This is a genomic window from Rhizobium sp. BK251, from assembly GCF_004345245.1.
Taxonomy (GTDB): Bacteria; Pseudomonadota; Alphaproteobacteria; order Rhizobiales; family Rhizobiaceae; genus Rhizobium.
This window is the reverse complement of sequence record NZ_SLUQ01000004.1, coordinates 215,662-231,663: the sequence shown is the minus strand read 5'-3', so window position 1 is coordinate 231,663 and position 16,002 is coordinate 215,662. Positions and strand designations below refer to the sequence as shown.

Sequence of the window (16,002 nt, the reverse complement as noted above, 5' to 3'; positions counted from 1 at the left end):
AGCCCATGAAATGGTGGAGCCGGTCGCGGTTGGACAACCTCCTCTGGCAATCTAGGGAATGGATGATGAGATTTAAAGCTACCGCGCTTCAAATCGGCGTCATTGCCGCAAGTCTGCTTTTCGGGGCGATGACTGGAATGGCGAAGGCGGCAACGATCAACCTCGTCGGCTTTGGCGACAGCCTCATGGCGGGATACCAGCTGCCACCCACTGACGCCTTTCCGGACAAGCTGCAGGCCGCGCTGAAGGCGAAGGGCCTGGATGTCGCCATCAGCAACGCCGGGGTGTCCGGTGACACGACATCGGGCGGGCTGGCGCGCATCGACTGGTCAATACCGGACGGGACGGATGGCGTGATCCTGGAGCTCGGGGCGAACGATGCCCTGCGTGGCATCGCGCCGGAGGAGACCGAGAAGAACCTCGACGCCATGATCGCGAGGCTCAAGGACCGACACATCTCCGTCCTTTTGGTGGGCATGCTGGCGCCGCCGAACATGGGAGAGGACTATGCCGCACGCTTCAATCCGATCTATAGCCGGCTTGCCAACAAATACGACTTACCGCTCTACCCCTTCTTCCTAGATGGTGTCGCGGCCCAGGCAGCCCTACAACTGGAGGATGGGATGCATCCCAACGCCAAGGGCGTCGATGTCATGGTTGAGCGTATGATGCCGGCTGTCACGGATTTCATTGGGATGATTTCTTCTGTGAAGAAATAGGGACTTGCGCTCAAATTGATTGCATGATTCGCTGTTAGCATCTGCAAAAGATTCGGGGAGGCTCGTTATGCCGAGACTATTTACCGCCCTCGAAATTCCGCGCAACGCGGCTATGAGCCTGTCGTTACTTCGCGGTGGTCTTCCCGGTGCAAGGTGGATCGACGTAGAGAACTATCACATTACTTTGCGCTTCATCGGTGACGTCGACGGACGGACGGCAGACGAGATTGTCGGGCGCCTCGACCGGATCGACAGGCCGGAATTCCAGCTCAGGCTCGAGGGGATCGGTTCGTTCGGATCCAAGAAGCCGCACTCGGTCTGGGCCGGTGTCTCCCAGCCCCCCGAGATGTACGCGCTCCAGGCGGAGATCGAGCGGATATGCCAGCGGATCGGCCTGCCGCCGGACCCGCGCAAGTTCACCCCGCATGTCACCTTGGCGCGCCTCAAGTCATCGCGCGTCGACGACGTGGTCCATTATCTTTCCGGGCGCGGGAACTTCTATACCGCGCCCTTTACTGTTTCACGCTTCGTGCTGCTTTCGTCGCGCGAATCGGTCGGCGGTGGCCCCTATTTGACGGAAGAGGTGTTCCCGCTGAACGAGGGCCATGTCTTCCCGATGCCTTCGGCGAGCCTGCTGCAGCCGGCGAAGAGCATGCTGTAGACCGCCTCGAAGGCGTCCATGTCGCCGTAATAGGGATCGGGTACATCCTCGATCGTGCCTTGGGCGAGACTGCTGAAGAGGTGGATGCGCTCCCGCGCGCCGGGCGGCGCGGTCTTGGTGAGTTCCGCGAGATTGTTGCGATCCATCGCCACGATGACATCGAACCGGTCGAAGTCGTCCCGGCGAATCTTTCGTGCCCGCTGATTGGAAATGTCGAGGCCGTGACCGCGGGCAACGGCAATCGATCGCCGGTCCGGCGGTTCTCCCTCGTGCCAGCCACCCGTGCCGGCCGAATCGACGTCGAAACCTTCGATACCGTGCTGCCTGCCGACCAAATGCAGAAAGATGCCCTCGGCCAGTGGCGAACGACAGATGTTTCCCATGCAAACAAAGAGGATGGAAATGCGTTTCATGATAGAGTTCGGCTGACGAAAGAGGAGCGAATATCGCATGAAATACGAGAAACTGGAACGGTCCGCCATTGCCCAGAGCCTCTCGGCAATGGATGGATGGACGCTTAACGAAACTGGAACGGCGATTTCAAAGAGCTTCAAGTTCCGCAATTTCGTCGAGGCCTTCGGCTTCATGACCGAGGGCGCGCTGGCTGCAGAAAAGCTCAATCATCATCCGGAATGGTCCAACGTCTATTCGCGCGTCGAGGTGACGCTCAATACGCATGATGTCGGCGGCTTGACCGAGCTGGATTTCCGCCTCGCCGCGGCAATGGACAAGGCGGCCGGTCGCCGGGCGGATTGAATTGCCGCCTGGCATCGCCATATGTTTCTGTGAATTCGCAGGGGTGAGTGGAATGGATGAAGTAAAGTTCGGTGAGATCCTGCTGCCAGGCGACGACGATACGCGTGAGCGGCGGGAGAAATCGGTGCGGCGCAAGTTCTGGCCGACGTTCCGCAGGGCAGTGAGGCAGATTCCTTTCTCGCGCGATGTCGTTGCCGCCTTCTATTGTGCGCTCGATCCGCAGACGCCCACTCGTGTACGAGGCATACTTCTGGCCGCGCTCGGCTATTTTGTCATGCCCGTCGACGTGATCCCCGATATATTTGCCGTCATCGGATTTTCCGACGATATCGCGGTACTTTCGGCCGCCTTCGCGATGATCAGCGGGCATATCCGAGAGCGCCATTATGAAGCGGCGGACAGCGCGCTGGCCGACGGCCCCGAAGGGGTGGCGGGAGCTCGCTAGCGCTCAGATATGCCCCTTTCGGATTCCTCCCTTTATTTCGGTGTCTTAACCGGCTGCGATGCGCGCAGCCAAGGTCAAACTCTTGCCTGAATCTTTATGTCTTAGATTCTCGCGAAGGGATGGCATCTCGCCACCGGGCCTCGAAAATTCTCCACGACGCGATCGTCACGCCGAAAAGTTGACACGTGAGCGAAAAAGACACACGCAGAAGCACGTCATCGCCACTGTTGACGGTTTGGTAACCTGAATTAAGTCAAAATAAAGCAAATCGTGAACGAACTTCGTCCATCGAAAATCATTCGGGCCCTGGATCGCAGAAAACCGGCAGGAAATCATGTTTGTTAAAAGTACAGCAACCGCTCTTATCCTCATTCTAGCTACAGCCGGCGTTGCATCTGCCCAGTCACCGACCCGTATCCAGCAATTCCAGGCCTGGGGCGCCTATTCCTACCAGTCTGGCGGCGGAAAGGTGTGCTACGTCCTCTCCGTGCCGACGACGAAGGAGCCGGCAAGCGTGGACCACGGCGACAACTTCTTCATCGTCTCGCAGCGCCCAGGTCAGAATATCTCTTACGAGCCGCAGGCCATGATGGGTTACTCCCTCAAGGAGAACTCGAAGGTCAATGTGAACATCGACGGCAAGGTCTTTGTGATGTTCACCAAGGACAAGGCCGCCTGGGTGGAAAATGCAGCCCAGGAACCGGCGCTGGTGGCGGCGATGAAGGGTGGTCATTCGATGACCGTGACTGCGGTGTCGAAGAAGGGCACCGGGACGTCCTACGCCTACTCGCTGTCGGGCATTTCGGCTGCGCTGAAGCAAATCGAAAGCTGCAAATAGCTTTTTCGGCAGTGATCACGGGAACGTGATCCGATTGTCATCACAAGCAAAGCCGGCCGTCGCGCCGGCTTTCATTTTTCGGCGGGGATGACGCGCCGCGAATTTAGTGCTAAAGGGCCGCGTAAAGCTGCCGGCTGACCGCGATACTGATCGCCGCGCCGCGCCATTAACACTCTGCCAATGTGCCTTCTGCGCCCGCAAAGTCTTCCGGCTTACCGCGGCCCCGGCATGTTGAATTCGGGATTTAAGACTATGTCCGTCATGGATGCGATGACCGTTATCAAGCCTGCTGGCGCGCAGATGCGGGGCGAAGCCTTGCCGAAGCCCTCGCTGATCGGCCTCAGCCGGGAGGAGATGCGTGCAGCACTCCGCGAAAAGGGCGTGCCGGAGAAGCAGATCAAGATGCGCGTCAGCCAGTTGTGGAACTGGATCTATGTGCGCGGCGTCTCCGATTTCGATCACATGGCCAATATCGCCAAGGACATGCGTGAAATGCTGAAGCAGCATTTCACGATCTCGCGGCCCGAGATCGTCGAGGAGCAGGTCTCAAACGACGGCACCCGCAAGTGGCTGCTGCGCTTCCCGGCGCGCGGTGCGGGCCGTCCGGTCGAGATCGAGGCCGTCTATATTCCGGAAGAAGGCCGCGGGACGCTCTGCATTTCCAGCCAGGTCGGCTGCACGCTTACCTGTTCCTTCTGTCACACCGGCACGCAGCGCCTGGTGCGCAATCTGACGGCCGAGGAAATCCTTTCCCAGCTTCTGCTTGCCCGCGACCGGCTGGGCGATTTCCCGGATCGCGAAGCGCCGCAGGGTACGATCATGCCGGCCGAAGGCCGCAAGGTCAGCAACATCGTCATGATGGGCATGGGCGAGCCGCTCTACAACTTCGATGCGGTGAAGCAGGCGCTGTTGATCGCGACCGACGGCGACGGGCTGTCGCTGTCGAAGCGCCGCGTGACGCTCTCTACCTCAGGCGTCGTGCCCGAGATCTTCCGCACGGGCGACGAGATCGGCGTCATGCTGGCGATCTCGCTGCATGCCGTGCGCGACGACCTGCGCGATATTCTCGTGCCGATCAACAAGAAGTATCCGCTGAAGGAACTGATCGAGGCCTGCCGGAAGTATCCGGGTCTTTCGAATGCCCGCCGCATCACCTTCGAATATGTGATGCTGAAGGACGTCAACGACAGCCTGGAAGATGCCAAGGGGCTCATCCAGCTGCTCAAGGGCGTGCCGGCGAAGATCAACCTCATTCCGTTCAACCCCTGGCCGGGCACCAATTACCAGTGTTCGGACTGGGCACAGATCGAGAAGTTCGCCGATTTCATCAACCAGGCCGGCTATGCCTCGCCGATCCGCACGCCGCGTGGCCGCGATATCCTTGCAGCCTGCGGCCAGCTGAAGTCGGAATCAGAGCGCATGCGCAAGACCGAGCGCCTGGCCTTCGAGGCGATGATGATCGCCAACCACGGCGCGGACGACTGATCCGCGCCCGGCCTATCGGGCCTGCGTGAGGAAGATCTTCATGGCGAAGACCGAGAAGACGCCGGCGAAGGTGTAGTCCATCCCGCGCAGTACCTTCTTGTTGTTCTGCAGCCATCCGGCCAGCCAATCGGCCGCGAAAACCACGGCGGCGTTGACCGGCATGCCGATCAGGATGAAGCAGAAGCCGAGGAAGAGCAGCTTGTGCGTGACGGCGGGATCGCCGGCGCTGACGAACTGCGGCAGGAAGGTCATGAAGAAGATGATGACCTTCGGGTTCAGCAGGTTCACCCAGAACCCGGATGAGATGTTCGAGAGAGCCGTGCCCTTCGGCTCTTCCACCTTGGCGATCGAGAGCTTGGAACCGAAGCGGATCGCCTGGACGGCGAGCCAGAGCAGATAGGCAGCGCCACCGGTCTTCAGGATCAGGAAGGCCGTCGGCGAGGCCGTGATCAGCGCCGAAACGCCGAAAGCGACCAGCATGGTATGGACGACGATGCCGAGGCTGGTGCCGAGCACGACGAAGAGCGCGGCCTTCTTGCCCTGTGCCAAAGCGCGGCTGATCGACAGGGTCATGTCCGGGCCGGGGGTTGCGGCAAGCAGCAACGTCGCCGCAGCGAAGGCGATAAGGGTGGGCAGGCTCGGCAGGAAATCCATGGTTACACTCTGAAAGCCGGAAAAACGTCGACGAGTTCTATCCGGCTTTCAGAAAATTACCAATCAAACCTTGTGATGCGGCCGATTACTTCTGTTCAAGGAAGGCCTTGAACTTCTCGGCATAGTCAGGATGCCAGCGCGAGAGCGGCGGGCGGTTTTCGATGACATCGCCGATGGCCCAGGCCATGCGGCGCTCATCGACCGGGCGGGCAACGTCGTTGTCGGGGCAGAGAATGTAGAAGTCGTCGCCGCCAAGGCTCTCGATCATGAAATCGACCGTTTGCTCCGAGGTCCAGGCGGCGGCCGGCTTTTCGGCGCGGTCACCCTTGGTGAGGCCGGTGAAGACGAAGCCCGGGATGAGCAGATGGGCGGAAACCTTGCAGCCCTGAGTGTTGCGCAGCTCGTGCTGGAGGGCTTCCGTGAACACCTTAACGCCGGCCTTCGAGACGTTATAGGCGGGATTGCCGGGCGGGGTGGTGATGCCCTGCTTCGAGCCGGTGTTGATGATGAGTGCAGGTTCGCCATGAGCGATCATGTGCGGGCCAAAGGTGCGTGTGCCGTTGATGACACCCATCAGGTTTACGCCGAGGATGCTGTCCCAGTTCGCCTGGGCGCTGAAGATCGACGTTTCCGGGCCGATGCCCGCGTTGTTCATGAGAACGTGTACGCGCCCGAAACGCTGAATGACCGCGCGTTCGAGTGCCTCGAGGTCTTCCTTGCGGCTGACGTCGGTTTCGGCAGCCATGACATGCTCTTCACCGGCTATCGCCTCGAGTGCTGCGCGTGCCTCGGCAAGCTTCTCGCCGCCGAGATCGGCAATCACCACACTCATGCCTGCCTTGGCGAAGTGCTGTGCGGCGGCAAAGCCGATGCCGGACGCACCGCCGGTGATGACGGCAACATTGGACTTCTTGAAAATCTCTTGAATATTGGCCACGGATAAACTCCTCCTGCAGCATTGTAAGCTCGCTGCCGAATATGGTTCCCGCTCGCGCACTGTCAAACACTATCGGCGCGCGGAAGACGCGTCACTTTCCCTTGCGCCTCGCGATAATCTCGCTAAAAGTGCCGCGATATCGGACATGCGGCACTTGCCGCCGGCTCCCATTCAAACGGAACCTCATCATCATGGCATCGTACAAAGACGTGAAGAAAGTCGTTCTCGCCTATTCCGGCGGTCTCGATACCTCGATTATCTTGAAGTGGCTGCAGACGGAGCTTGGCGCCGAAGTGGTCACCTTCACCGCCGATCTCGGCCAGGGCGAAGAGCTCGAGCCGGCGCGCAAGAAGGCCGAAATGCTCGGCATCAAGGAAATCTATATCGAGGACGTGCGCGAGGAATTCGTTCGCGACTTTGTCTTCCCGATGTTCCGCGCCAATGCGGTCTATGAGGGCGTCTACCTGCTCGGCACGTCGATCGCCCGTCCGCTGATCTCCAAGCACCTCATCGATATCGCCAGGAAGACCGGCGCCGACGCGATCGCCCATGGCGCGACCGGCAAGGGCAACGACCAGGTTCGCTTCGAGCTCTCCGCCTATGCGCTGAACCCCGACATCAAAATCATCGCGCCCTGGCGCGACTGGTCGTTCAAGAGCCGCACCGACCTGCTCGAATTTGCCGAGAAGCACCAGATCCCGGTTGCCAAGGACAAGAAGGGCGAAGCGCCGTTCTCGGTCGACGCCAACCTCTTGCACTCCTCTTCCGAGGGCAAGGTCCTCGAGGATCCGGCCCAGGAAGCACCGGAATACGTGCACATGCGCACGATTTCGCCGGAAGCCGCTCCGGACAAGGCAACCATCATCAAGGTCGGCTTCGAGAAGGGTGACGCGGTTTCGATCAACGGCGTGCGCATGAGCCCGGCGACTCTGCTCGCCACGCTCAACAACTACGGCCGTGACAACGGCATCGGCCGCCTCGACCTCGTCGAAAACCGCTATGTCGGCATGAAGTCGCGTGGCGTCTACGAAACGCCCGGCGGCACGATTCTTCTGACGGCGCACCGCGCAATCGAGAGCATCACACTCGATCGCGGTGCCGCGCATCTCAAGGACGAGATCATGCCGCGCTACGCGGAGCTCATCTATTACGGCTTCTGGTTCTCGCCGGAGCGCGAAATGCTGCAGGCGCTGATCGACAAGAGCCAGGAGCATGTCGAAGGCGAAGTGACGCTGAAGCTCTACAAGGGCAATGTCATGGTCACTGGCCGTGAGAGCCCGAAGTCGCTTTATTCCGACAAGCTTGTCACCTTCGAGGACGACCAGGGCGCCTACGACCAGAAGGATGCCGCGGGCTTCATCAAGCTCAATGCGCTGCGCCTGCGCACACTCGGCAAGCGCAACCTGACGAAGTAAGGCCGATCCATCCCTACCGGAGAGCCCGCCGACTCTGCCAAGCGGGCTCAGACTGTCGACAAACCGATTGCGGTTCGAGGCCCATTGATCCTCCGTCATTCCGGCCTTGAGCCGGAATCCAGCGTGATTAAGTCCTTGATCGCGGGAGACTCCCTCGCCGCGCAGACGCGCGACGGCCGGATTCCGGCTCAAGGCGGGAATGACGGCGACGGGGTACTTTGCCGCTCTTCAAATAATGAATCCGGTTGGCGGCTTTGCCAGTGGTCTATGCCCGGCGTACCGCATGCGGCTTGATGCGCCTTGACCGGGTGTCTGCCGCGCATAAGCTGGGGCGGTCATCATCCGGAGTATTTCCATGACGCAATCCCTGCTGTTCGGCGCTTTCCTGGCGGCGCTTTTCTATGTGCTTATTCCCGGTCCGGCTTTCCTGCAGCTTCTCGGCATCGGCGCGGGGCAGGGGCGCAGGGCGGGTGCCCTGTTCATGATGGGGCATCTCGTCGGCGACCTGATCTGGTCGTCACTTGCGCTTGTCGCCATCATCGGCGCGAAGACGATCGGCACTTTCGTCTTCGACGCGCTGGGATTGCTTTGCGGCTTCTATCTTGCCTGGATCGGCTGGAGCGCGGTCAACGCCAAGCCGAAGGCCGACGGGCAGGCGCTGGTGACGGTCGAACGGCCCTTTCGCCGCGGGCTGATTTTCGGGGTTACCAACCCCAAGGGCTATCCAGTGGCGCTGGCCACATTCACGGCGCTGGTCGCGGGCTCGGCAGGCGCGCTTGACTTCGACACGTTGCCCTTGCTGCTCTGCGTATCCTTCATCGGCTTCGTCGTCGCCGATATCATCCTGATCGGCATCATTGGTGCGGGCGTCGTGCGCCGCTTCTACCGCGCCAACGAACGGCTGATCGTGCGTTGCTCAGGCGTGCTCTTCATGGGCTTTGCCGCCCAGGCGCTTTGGCACGCGACGCCGGGGCTTCTCGGCTGGCGCAGAGCCTAGGCGTTGCCGTTGAGAAAATTGACCACGGACTGCAGCGTCGAGATCGTCGCGGAATCGCCGATCGAGTTGGCGATCTCCAACTGGTTGTGAAAGTAGTCGACGAAATTGAAGCTCGTTCCGTCGGTTACTTCCGACAGGTCGATGAGATTGCCCCGGGCATCGATCGCGCGCATCGGCAGGGGCTCGGAGAGCGCGGCAAAGGTGTCCTGGTCTATTATGCCGCTATCGAGGCTCTGGCGTGCATAGCTGCGCAATTGGCCGGGGCTGATAGAGGTGAAGTTTGGTCCCCCGGCCACGTCTTCCAGCTGAAACGTCGTGGAATTGCCGGAGGCTGAATCGATTGCAAAATCAGCGGTCTTCGCATTCTTCGCGTTGTTGGCATTATTCTTGTAGAGTAAATTCTGAGAAGACCGCACAGAGAAGATCTCCATGCGAATACCCTTTGTTAATATGCCGTAAAAACTATCGCCATGGTTGCGGGCGCGTCAACCGCCGATACCCCTCAAAGCACCGTTTGCGAGAAGTCATCCCCAACTTCCCGCGCAGCCACATTTCAACGCTCGCGGGCGCCATACCAATCGGCCATGCCTTTGCCTATATAGGCAGGCGCAACAGTTTCAGAGGATCTGCGAATGGCTTCCACCAGTGACTTCAATCCGGCGCTCATCGAATGGAACGGCCTGCATGGCCTGCCGCGGTTCGACGCGGTGCGGGATGGCGATTTCGCCGCCGCCTTCGAGATGGCGCTCGCCGGACACGAGGCCGAAATCGATGCCATTGCCAACAATCCGGCCGAGGCAACCTTCGCGAACACGGTGACGGCGCTTGAACTGGCTGGGGACGAACTCTCGAAGGTATCTTCGCTCTTCTGGAACCGGGCGGGCGCGCATACCAACGAGGTCATCCAGGCGCTCGAACGCGAGATCGCGCCGAAGATGTCGCGCCACTATTCGAAGATCGGCATGAATGCAGAGCTTTTCGGCCGCATCGATGCCCTGTGGGAGAAGCGCGAGGCGCTGGGCCTGACACTGGAAGAGACGCGAGTGCTGGAGCGCCATTGGAAGGGCTTCGTCAAGTCCGGCGCAAAACTGCCCAAGCCCGAGCAGGAGCGGCTGGCATCGGTCAACGAGCGGCTTGCGGCACTCGGCGCTCACTTCGGACAGAACGTGCTCGCCGATGAAAAGAGCTGGGCTCTCCTCGTTTCCAACGAGGCGGATCTGGTGGGCATTCCGGATTTTCTCCGCGACTCTATGGCCGCGGCCGCCCGCGAACGCGGCGAGGAGGGCAAGTATGCCGTCACCCTCTCGCGCTCGATCATCGAGCCGTTCCTGACCTTCTCGGAGAACCGCGAACTGCGCGAGCAGGCCTTTAAGGCCTGGGTGGCGCGCGGTGAAAACGGCGGCGAGACGGACAATCGCGCAATCATCGGCGAAACCCTTGCGCTGAGAGCCGAAAAGGCAAAGCTGCTCGGCTACGGCAACTACGCGGAACTCAAGCTCGACAACACCATGGCAAAGACGCCGGTGGCCGTGAACGACCTCTTGAAGAAGGTCTGGGTGAAAGCTGCTGCGCGCGCCCACGAGGAGGAGGCCGATATCGCGGCCCTGATCGCCGAGGAGGGCAGGAACCACGAGGTCATGCCATGGGACTGGCGCCACTACGCCGAAAAGATCCGCACGCGGAAGTTCGATTTCTCCGAGGCGGAGCTGAAGCCCTATCTGCAGCTCGAGAAGATCATCGACGCCTGCTTCGATGTGGCGGGTCGCCTTTTCGGCATCCGTGCCGTCGAGAAGAAGGGCGTGCCGGCCTATCATCCGGACGTGCGCGTCTTCGAAATTCGCGACCGGGAGGATCGGCTGATCGCGCTTTTCCTTGGCGACTACTTCGCGCGGCCGTCGAAGCGGTCGGGCGCCTGGATGAGCTCCTTCCAGTCGCAGCACAAGCTTCCGCTCAAGGACGGCACGACGGGCGAGATTCCGATCGTTTATAACGTCTGCAACTTTGCCAAGCCTGCCGAAGGCAAGCCGGCGCTGCTTTCGCTCGACGATGCGCGCACGTTGTTCCATGAGTTCGGCCATGGCCTGCATGGCATGCTTTCGAACGTGACCTACCCTTCCGTTTCCGGCACCGGGGTCTCGCGCGATTTCGTGGAACTGCCCTCGCAGCTCTACGAGCACTGGCTGACGGTGCCGGCAATCCTGAAGCAATATGCTGTGCATTTCGAAACCGGTGAGCCGATGCCGCAGGCGTTGCTCGACAAGGTTCTGGCGGCCCGCACCTTCAATTCCGGCTTTGCAACCGTCGAATTTACCTCGTCGGCCCTCGTCGACATGGCGTTCCATACGCGGGACGCGGTCGAGGATCCGATGGCAGTCCAGGCGGAGGTTCTGGCGGAGATCGGCATGCCGAAGTCGATCGTCATGCGGCATGCCACGCCCCACTTCCAACATATCTTCGCCGGCGACGGCTACTCGGCAGGCTACTATTCCTACATGTGGTCGGAGGTGCTGGATGCGGACGCCTTTTCCGCCTTCGAGGAAACGGGCGATGCATTCAACAGCCAGATGGCGAAGAAACTGAAGGACAACATCTATTCCGTCGGCGGATCGATCGACCCGGAAGACACCTACAAGGCCTTCCGGGGCAAGCTGCCGAGCCCGGATGCGATGCTGCGGAAAAAGGGCCTTGCCACCTTTGAGGAGCTTTCCGGCGCCGACGCCTAGCGCCGGCAGGACCGGCAAATCGGCAGGCGTTTGGTGCAGGTGGGCGCGTCAAACGCCTCGTGGAATGGCCAGCCCCCTTTCGCAAACGCAAAAAACAGGGTATGAGCGCGCCAAATGAAATTGGCGCATTCTCCCAACGTCGCGCCTCAGCCCCTGAGAACGAAACAAAATGGCACTCCGCAACATCGCGATCATCGCGCACGTTGACCATGGGAAAACGACCCTTGTCGACGAGCTTCTGAAACAGTCCGGCTCGTTCCGTGACAACCAGCGCGTCGCCGAACGCGTGATGGATTCCAACGACCTGGAAAAGGAACGCGGCATCACCATCCTCGCCAAGGCGACCTCGGTCGAGTGGAAGGGTGTCCGCATCAACATCGTCGACACCCCCGGCCACGCCGACTTCGGCGGTGAAGTCGAGCGCATTCTCTCGATGGTGGACGGCGCGATCGTTCTCGTCGACGCTTCCGAAGGCCCGATGCCGCAGACGAAGTTCGTCGTCGGCAAGGCGCTGAAGGTCGGCCTTCGCCCGATCGTTGCGATCAACAAGATCGACCGCCCGGACGGGCGCCACGAAGAAGTCATCAACGAAGTCTTCGATCTCTTCGCAAACCTCGATGCGACCGACGAGCAGCTCGACTTCCCGATCATGTACGGTTCTGGCCGCGATGGCTGGATGAACGTCAACCCGGAAGGTCCGAAGGACCAGGGTCTGGCACCGCTTCTCGACCTCGTGCTTGAGCATGTTCCGGAACCGACCGTTCACGAAGGTCCGTTCACGATGATCGGTACGATCCTCGAGGCGAACCCCTTCCTCGGCCGCATCATCACCGGCCGCATCAATTCCGGCTCGATCAAGCCGAACCAGGCCGTCAAGGTTCTGCACGCTGACGGCAAGACAATCGAAACTGGCCGTATCTCCAAGATCCTTGCCTTCCGCGGCATCGAGCGCCAGCCGATCGATGAAGCGCATCAGGGCGACATCGTCGCGATCGCGGGCCTTTCCAAGGGCACGGTTGCCGATACCTTCTGTGATCCTTCGATCACCGAGGCGCTGCAGGCGCAGCCGATCGATCCGCCGACCGTCACGATGTCCTTCATCGTCAACGACAGCCCCTATGCTGGCACCGAGGGCGACAAGGTTACGAGCCGCGTCATCCGCGACCGCCTGTTCAAGGAGGCCGAAGGCAACGTCGCGCTGAAGATCGAAGAATCCTCCGAGAAGGATTCGTTCTTCGTGTCCGGCCGCGGCGAACTTCAGCTGGCCGTCCTGATCGAAACCATGCGCCGTGAAGGCTTCGAGCTTGCCGTATCGCGTCCGCGCGTCGTTATGCACAAGGACGAAGCGACTGGCGAGATGATGGAGCCGATCGAGGAAGTCGTCATCGACGTTGATGAGGAGCATTCGGGTATCGTCGTTCAGAAGATGTCCGAGCGTAAGGCAGAAATGGTCGAGCTGCGTCCGTCGGGTGGCGCTCGCGTTCGCCTGAAGTTCTTCGCGCCGACGCGCGGCCTGATCGGCTACCAGTCGGAGCTACTGACGGATACGCGCGGTACGGCAATCATGAACCGCCTGTTCCACGACTACCAGCCCTACAAGGGCGAGATCGGCGGCCGCGTTAACGGTGTCCTGCTTGCCAACGAAGCTGGCGAGGCAGTTGCCTACGCTCTCTTCAATCTCGAAGATCGCGGCCCGATGATTATCGACGCCGGCGAGAAGGTCTATGCCGGCATGATCATCGGCATCCATTCGCGCGACAACGACCTCGAGGTGAACGTGCTGAAGGGCAAGAAGCTCACCAACATCCGCGCCGCCGGCAAGGACGAGGCCGTGAAGCTGACCCCGCCGATCCGCATGACGCTCGATCGCGCTCTCTCCTGGATTCAGGACGACGAACTCGTGGAAGTGACGCCGAAGTCGATCCGCCTGCGCAAGATGTATCTCGATCCGAACGAGCGCAAGCGCTTCGAGAAGGCTCGTTACGCCTAAGCCTTTCAGACGAGTTTTGGAAATGCGACCCCGGCCTCTGGCCGGGGTTTTTATTTGTGCGCTGTCGGGTTTTCCGCCTTGTCGCAAAGCTTAAAAAAGCGTTAACTTTCACCCATCGTCCACATTTAAAGGCTGTGGGCAATTGGCCAATTCATAACCCTTATGGATGGTTAAATTGCCCTGTTGGGACCAGAGTAAACGTTATGAAGACGTTGTTGATTGATGTCCGGCGTGCCGAGCCGCATGATGCACGGGCCATATCTGAGGTGCATCGTGCCTCGTGGAAATATACCTATGCCGGTATCATTCCTCACCGTGCGCTGACGCAGATGATCGAGCGTCGTAACGAAAACTGGTGGCGCAAGGCCACCCGTGGGCCCGCCACCCTTCTGGTCCTGGACGTTGCCGGTACGATCGCCGGATATGCGACTCTCGGGCTGAATCGCGCGCGCGCTCTTCCCCAGGAAGGGGAGATATACGAACTCTACCTGCGTCCGGAGTATCAGGGCATCGGGCTCGGCCGGCTGCTGTTCGGCGAGGCGCGACGCCTGCTGAAATCCCTTGGCTGCAAGGGCCTGGTCGTATGGTGCCTCGAAGAGAATGAAAACGCTGACCGCTTCTACAGGGGCCACGGCGGCGTCGACTTCTGCGAAGGCGTCGAAACCTTCGAAGGCAAGCAGCTGAAGAAGATCGGCTTCGTCTGGAGCTGACCTAGCCCCAAATCATTTCAGGCGGCTTGCGCCCGATATCGGGCGCAAAGTTATTTGTTTGGACACCCGCCGCCCCTGCCGAAAAAGCAAGCTACAGCATTTCAGCCCGCAATGGCGTCGGCTGCATCCATCACACGCGCGGAGTAAACGAGGGCCGCGCCGGCATTAACGGAGATGGCAACGCCGAGAGCCTCGGCGATCTCCTCCTTCGTGGCGCCGTGCTTCTGTGCTTCGGTCGTATGGATGACGATACAGCCGTCACAGCGGAGCGTTACCGCAACGCCAAGCGCGATGAGTTCGCGCTGCTTCGCGTCGAGATGATTGGTCTTCTGGCCAGCGGCGGACAGGGTCTGATAGCCTTTCAGCGTCTCAGGTGAGAGCTTGGCGATTTCGCCGACGCGGCCGAGGAGTTGCGTGCGGTATTCTTTCCAGTTCAACATCATAGGCTCCTGAAGCAAGACAGCGGACTTGATTGCCTCGTCCGTCGGATTGGAATATGAGCCTTCGGCGTGATATTTTTAATGCTCAATTTGCTCATACTCTAGTGCGATCGTCTCATGGATGTTCTCAGCCGCATTATTGAACTCGCCCGCCTTCGCCCAATTCTCGACCTGCGTTGCCGCCTGCAGGGCGCGTTCGACATCGATCATCCGGTTGTCGAGGCGGATCAGGTCCCCTTTCACCTCGTGCTCGAAGGAAGCTGCATGATCAGCATCCACGGCCGCAGGCCGCTGATACTGCAGGCGGGTGATTTCCTGCTGCTGCCGAAGGGCGACGCGCATGTGATCTCTGCGATCAAGAAAGGACCGCCATCTGCGCCGATGCGTCTCTCCCATGCGGGGATGCTGCCGCTGCGCCAGAACGGCGAAGGCGAGCCCGATCTCGATCTGCTCTGCGGCCATTTCGCCTGTGACGGCGGCGCCTCGTCGATGCTCCTCGACGCGCTTCCGGACCCTTTCCATGCCTCTCTCTCGGCGGTGCAATCCGAGAGCACGCTGAAGGCGCTTGCCGGGATGCTTCGCGACGAGACGGTCGGCGAGCGCCCCGGCGCCCTGGCTGTCGCGACAGGCCTCTGCCTCGTGCTGCTGGCACTCGCGCTCCGTGCGCAAGGCACCGCAGGCCCAGACATGCCGGGGCTGCTTTCGCTTCTTGCAGATCAAAGGCTGTGGAAAGCGCTGCAGGCCATGGTGCGGGAGCCCGGCAGGGACTGGACGATCGACGGGCTGGCAGCACTTTGCGCCATGTCGCGGCCGACCTTCGCGCGGCACTTCAAGGAGAGTGCGGGGACGAGTCCCCACGCTTTCCTGAGGGACCTGCGCATGTCCATCGCGGGCGACGCGCTTGTCCACACGCGGCGCAGCATTGCGGATATCGCCGCCGATGTCGGCTACGCCTCTGAAGCTGCATTCGGCAAGACGTTCAAGGCGAGCATGGGCATCACGCCGGCGCGGTTCCGCCACCGAGATGCGCGTACCGTCTGAGGGCAGGGAAGCGCCCCCTGTCGTCGAGGAGTTTGCCAATTTCGGCCGGCAGTCCCAACTTCTGCCTTGAATCTATCTATACGTGCGGGAGTTCGCGCGGCCAGCGATCACATTGACTGCGACACGGCAAAGCCTTGTTGCGTTGCGAAAGGTTTCTGATTATCTGGCTGCCGGAAAACCATTCTCTAGGG

Annotated in this window: 17 protein-coding genes; 12 read left to right on the top strand and 5 right to left on the bottom strand. The window is 60.6% G+C overall.

Annotation, left to right across the window (positions count from 1 at the left end):
• Positions 1-65 precede the first annotated feature (65 nt).
• Entirely contained in the window at positions 66-719 is a 654-nt protein-coding gene (locus EV286_RS11150; protein WP_132957520.1) for an arylesterase, read from the top strand.
• Between the two features lie 67 nt (positions 720-786).
• Entirely contained in the window at positions 787-1,380 is a 594-nt protein-coding gene (gene thpR / locus EV286_RS11145; protein WP_132957109.1) for an RNA 2',3'-cyclic phosphodiesterase, read from the top strand.
• On the opposite strand, the gene EV286_RS11140 is transcribed toward thpR, so the two are convergent.
• Positions 1,287-1,793 carry a low molecular weight protein-tyrosine-phosphatase gene (locus tag EV286_RS11140; protein WP_132957108.1) on the bottom strand — a complete coding sequence of 169 codons (507 nt, stop codon included), beginning with the start codon at positions 1,791-1,793 and terminating at the stop codon, positions 1,287-1,289. The genes thpR and EV286_RS11140 overlap by 94 nt on opposite strands.
• Before the next feature lie 37 nt (positions 1,794-1,830).
• Here EV286_RS11140 and EV286_RS11135 point away from each other — a divergent pair, with 37 nt between their 5' ends.
• The 4 genes from EV286_RS11135 (at position 1,831) to rlmN (ending at position 4,904) form a co-directional block, all read left to right on the top strand.
• On the top strand, positions 1,831-2,136 hold the full coding sequence (locus EV286_RS11135; protein WP_132957107.1) for a 4a-hydroxytetrahydrobiopterin dehydratase: 306 nt from the start codon (positions 1,831-1,833) through the stop codon (positions 2,134-2,136).
• A gap of 52 nt (positions 2,137-2,188) precedes the next feature.
• Positions 2,189-2,581 (top strand): YkvA family protein, encoded by a 393-nt coding sequence (locus EV286_RS11130; protein ID WP_132957106.1) that lies wholly within the window; start codon positions 2,189-2,191, stop codon positions 2,579-2,581.
• Positions 2,582-2,915: 334 nt separating this feature from the next.
• A complete protein-coding gene (locus EV286_RS11125; RefSeq protein WP_132957105.1) occupies positions 2,916-3,419 on the top strand; it encodes an invasion associated locus B family protein in 504 nt (167 codons plus the stop codon).
• A gap of 252 nt (positions 3,420-3,671) precedes the next feature.
• Positions 3,672-4,904, top strand: a complete 1,233-nt coding sequence (gene rlmN / locus EV286_RS11120) for a 23S rRNA (adenine(2503)-C(2))-methyltransferase RlmN (RefSeq protein WP_132957104.1) — start codon at positions 3,672-3,674, stop codon at positions 4,902-4,904.
• A gap of 12 nt (positions 4,905-4,916) precedes the next feature.
• Here rlmN and EV286_RS11115 read toward each other — a convergent pair whose 3' ends face one another.
• Positions 4,917-5,558, bottom strand: coding sequence for a LysE family translocator (locus EV286_RS11115; RefSeq protein ID WP_132957103.1), 642 nt, complete (start codon positions 5,556-5,558; stop codon positions 4,917-4,919).
• A gap of 85 nt (positions 5,559-5,643) precedes the next feature.
• On the bottom strand, positions 5,644-6,495 hold the full coding sequence (locus tag EV286_RS11110; protein ID WP_132957102.1) for an SDR family NAD(P)-dependent oxidoreductase: 852 nt from the start codon (positions 6,493-6,495) through the stop codon (positions 5,644-5,646).
• A 191-nt stretch (positions 6,496-6,686) separates the two neighbouring features.
• Between EV286_RS11110 and EV286_RS11105 the strand changes: the two genes are divergently transcribed.
• Both EV286_RS11105 and EV286_RS11100 read left to right on the top strand, forming a co-directional pair.
• Positions 6,687-7,910 carry an argininosuccinate synthase gene (locus tag EV286_RS11105; RefSeq protein WP_132957101.1) on the top strand — a complete coding sequence of 408 codons (1,224 nt, stop codon included), beginning with the start codon at positions 6,687-6,689 and terminating at the stop codon, positions 7,908-7,910.
• A 355-nt stretch (positions 7,911-8,265) separates the two neighbouring features.
• Positions 8,266-8,907, top strand: coding sequence for a LysE family translocator (locus EV286_RS11100; RefSeq protein ID WP_132957100.1), 642 nt, complete (start codon positions 8,266-8,268; stop codon positions 8,905-8,907).
• On the opposite strand, the gene EV286_RS11095 is transcribed toward EV286_RS11100, so the two are convergent.
• A complete protein-coding gene (locus EV286_RS11095) occupies positions 8,904-9,338 on the bottom strand; it encodes a hypothetical protein (protein WP_132957099.1) in 435 nt (144 codons plus the stop codon). The two genes, EV286_RS11100 and EV286_RS11095, sit on opposite strands and share 4 nt — an antisense overlap.
• A gap of 201 nt (positions 9,339-9,539) precedes the next feature.
• Between EV286_RS11095 and EV286_RS11090 the strand changes: the two genes are divergently transcribed.
• The 3 genes from EV286_RS11090 to EV286_RS11080 all read left to right on the top strand — a co-directional run bounded on the left by EV286_RS11090 (position 9,540) and on the right by EV286_RS11080 (position 14,330).
• On the top strand, positions 9,540-11,630 hold the full coding sequence (locus EV286_RS11090) for a M3 family metallopeptidase (protein WP_132957098.1): 2,091 nt from the start codon (positions 9,540-9,542) through the stop codon (positions 11,628-11,630).
• A 169-nt stretch (positions 11,631-11,799) separates the two neighbouring features.
• Entirely contained in the window at positions 11,800-13,620 is a 1,821-nt protein-coding gene (typA, locus tag EV286_RS11085) for a translational GTPase TypA (protein WP_132957097.1), read from the top strand.
• 203 nt (positions 13,621-13,823) lie between these two features.
• The gene (locus EV286_RS11080; RefSeq protein ID WP_132957096.1) at positions 13,824-14,330 is read left to right on the top strand and encodes a GNAT family N-acetyltransferase; all 507 of its coding nucleotides are present in this window, start codon (positions 13,824-13,826) and stop codon (positions 14,328-14,330) included.
• Positions 14,331-14,431: 101 nt separating this feature from the next.
• Here the strand turns inward: EV286_RS11080 and EV286_RS11075 are convergent, their stop codons facing one another.
• The gene (locus EV286_RS11075) at positions 14,432-14,770 is read right to left on the bottom strand and encodes a carboxymuconolactone decarboxylase family protein (protein ID WP_132957095.1); all 339 of its coding nucleotides are present in this window, start codon (positions 14,768-14,770) and stop codon (positions 14,432-14,434) included.
• 117 nt (positions 14,771-14,887) lie between these two features.
• Between EV286_RS11075 and EV286_RS11070 the strand changes: the two genes are divergently transcribed.
• Positions 14,888-15,811, top strand: a complete 924-nt coding sequence (locus EV286_RS11070; protein WP_132957094.1) for an AraC family transcriptional regulator — start codon at positions 14,888-14,890, stop codon at positions 15,809-15,811.
• The last annotated feature ends 191 nt before the right edge of the window (positions 15,812-16,002 follow it).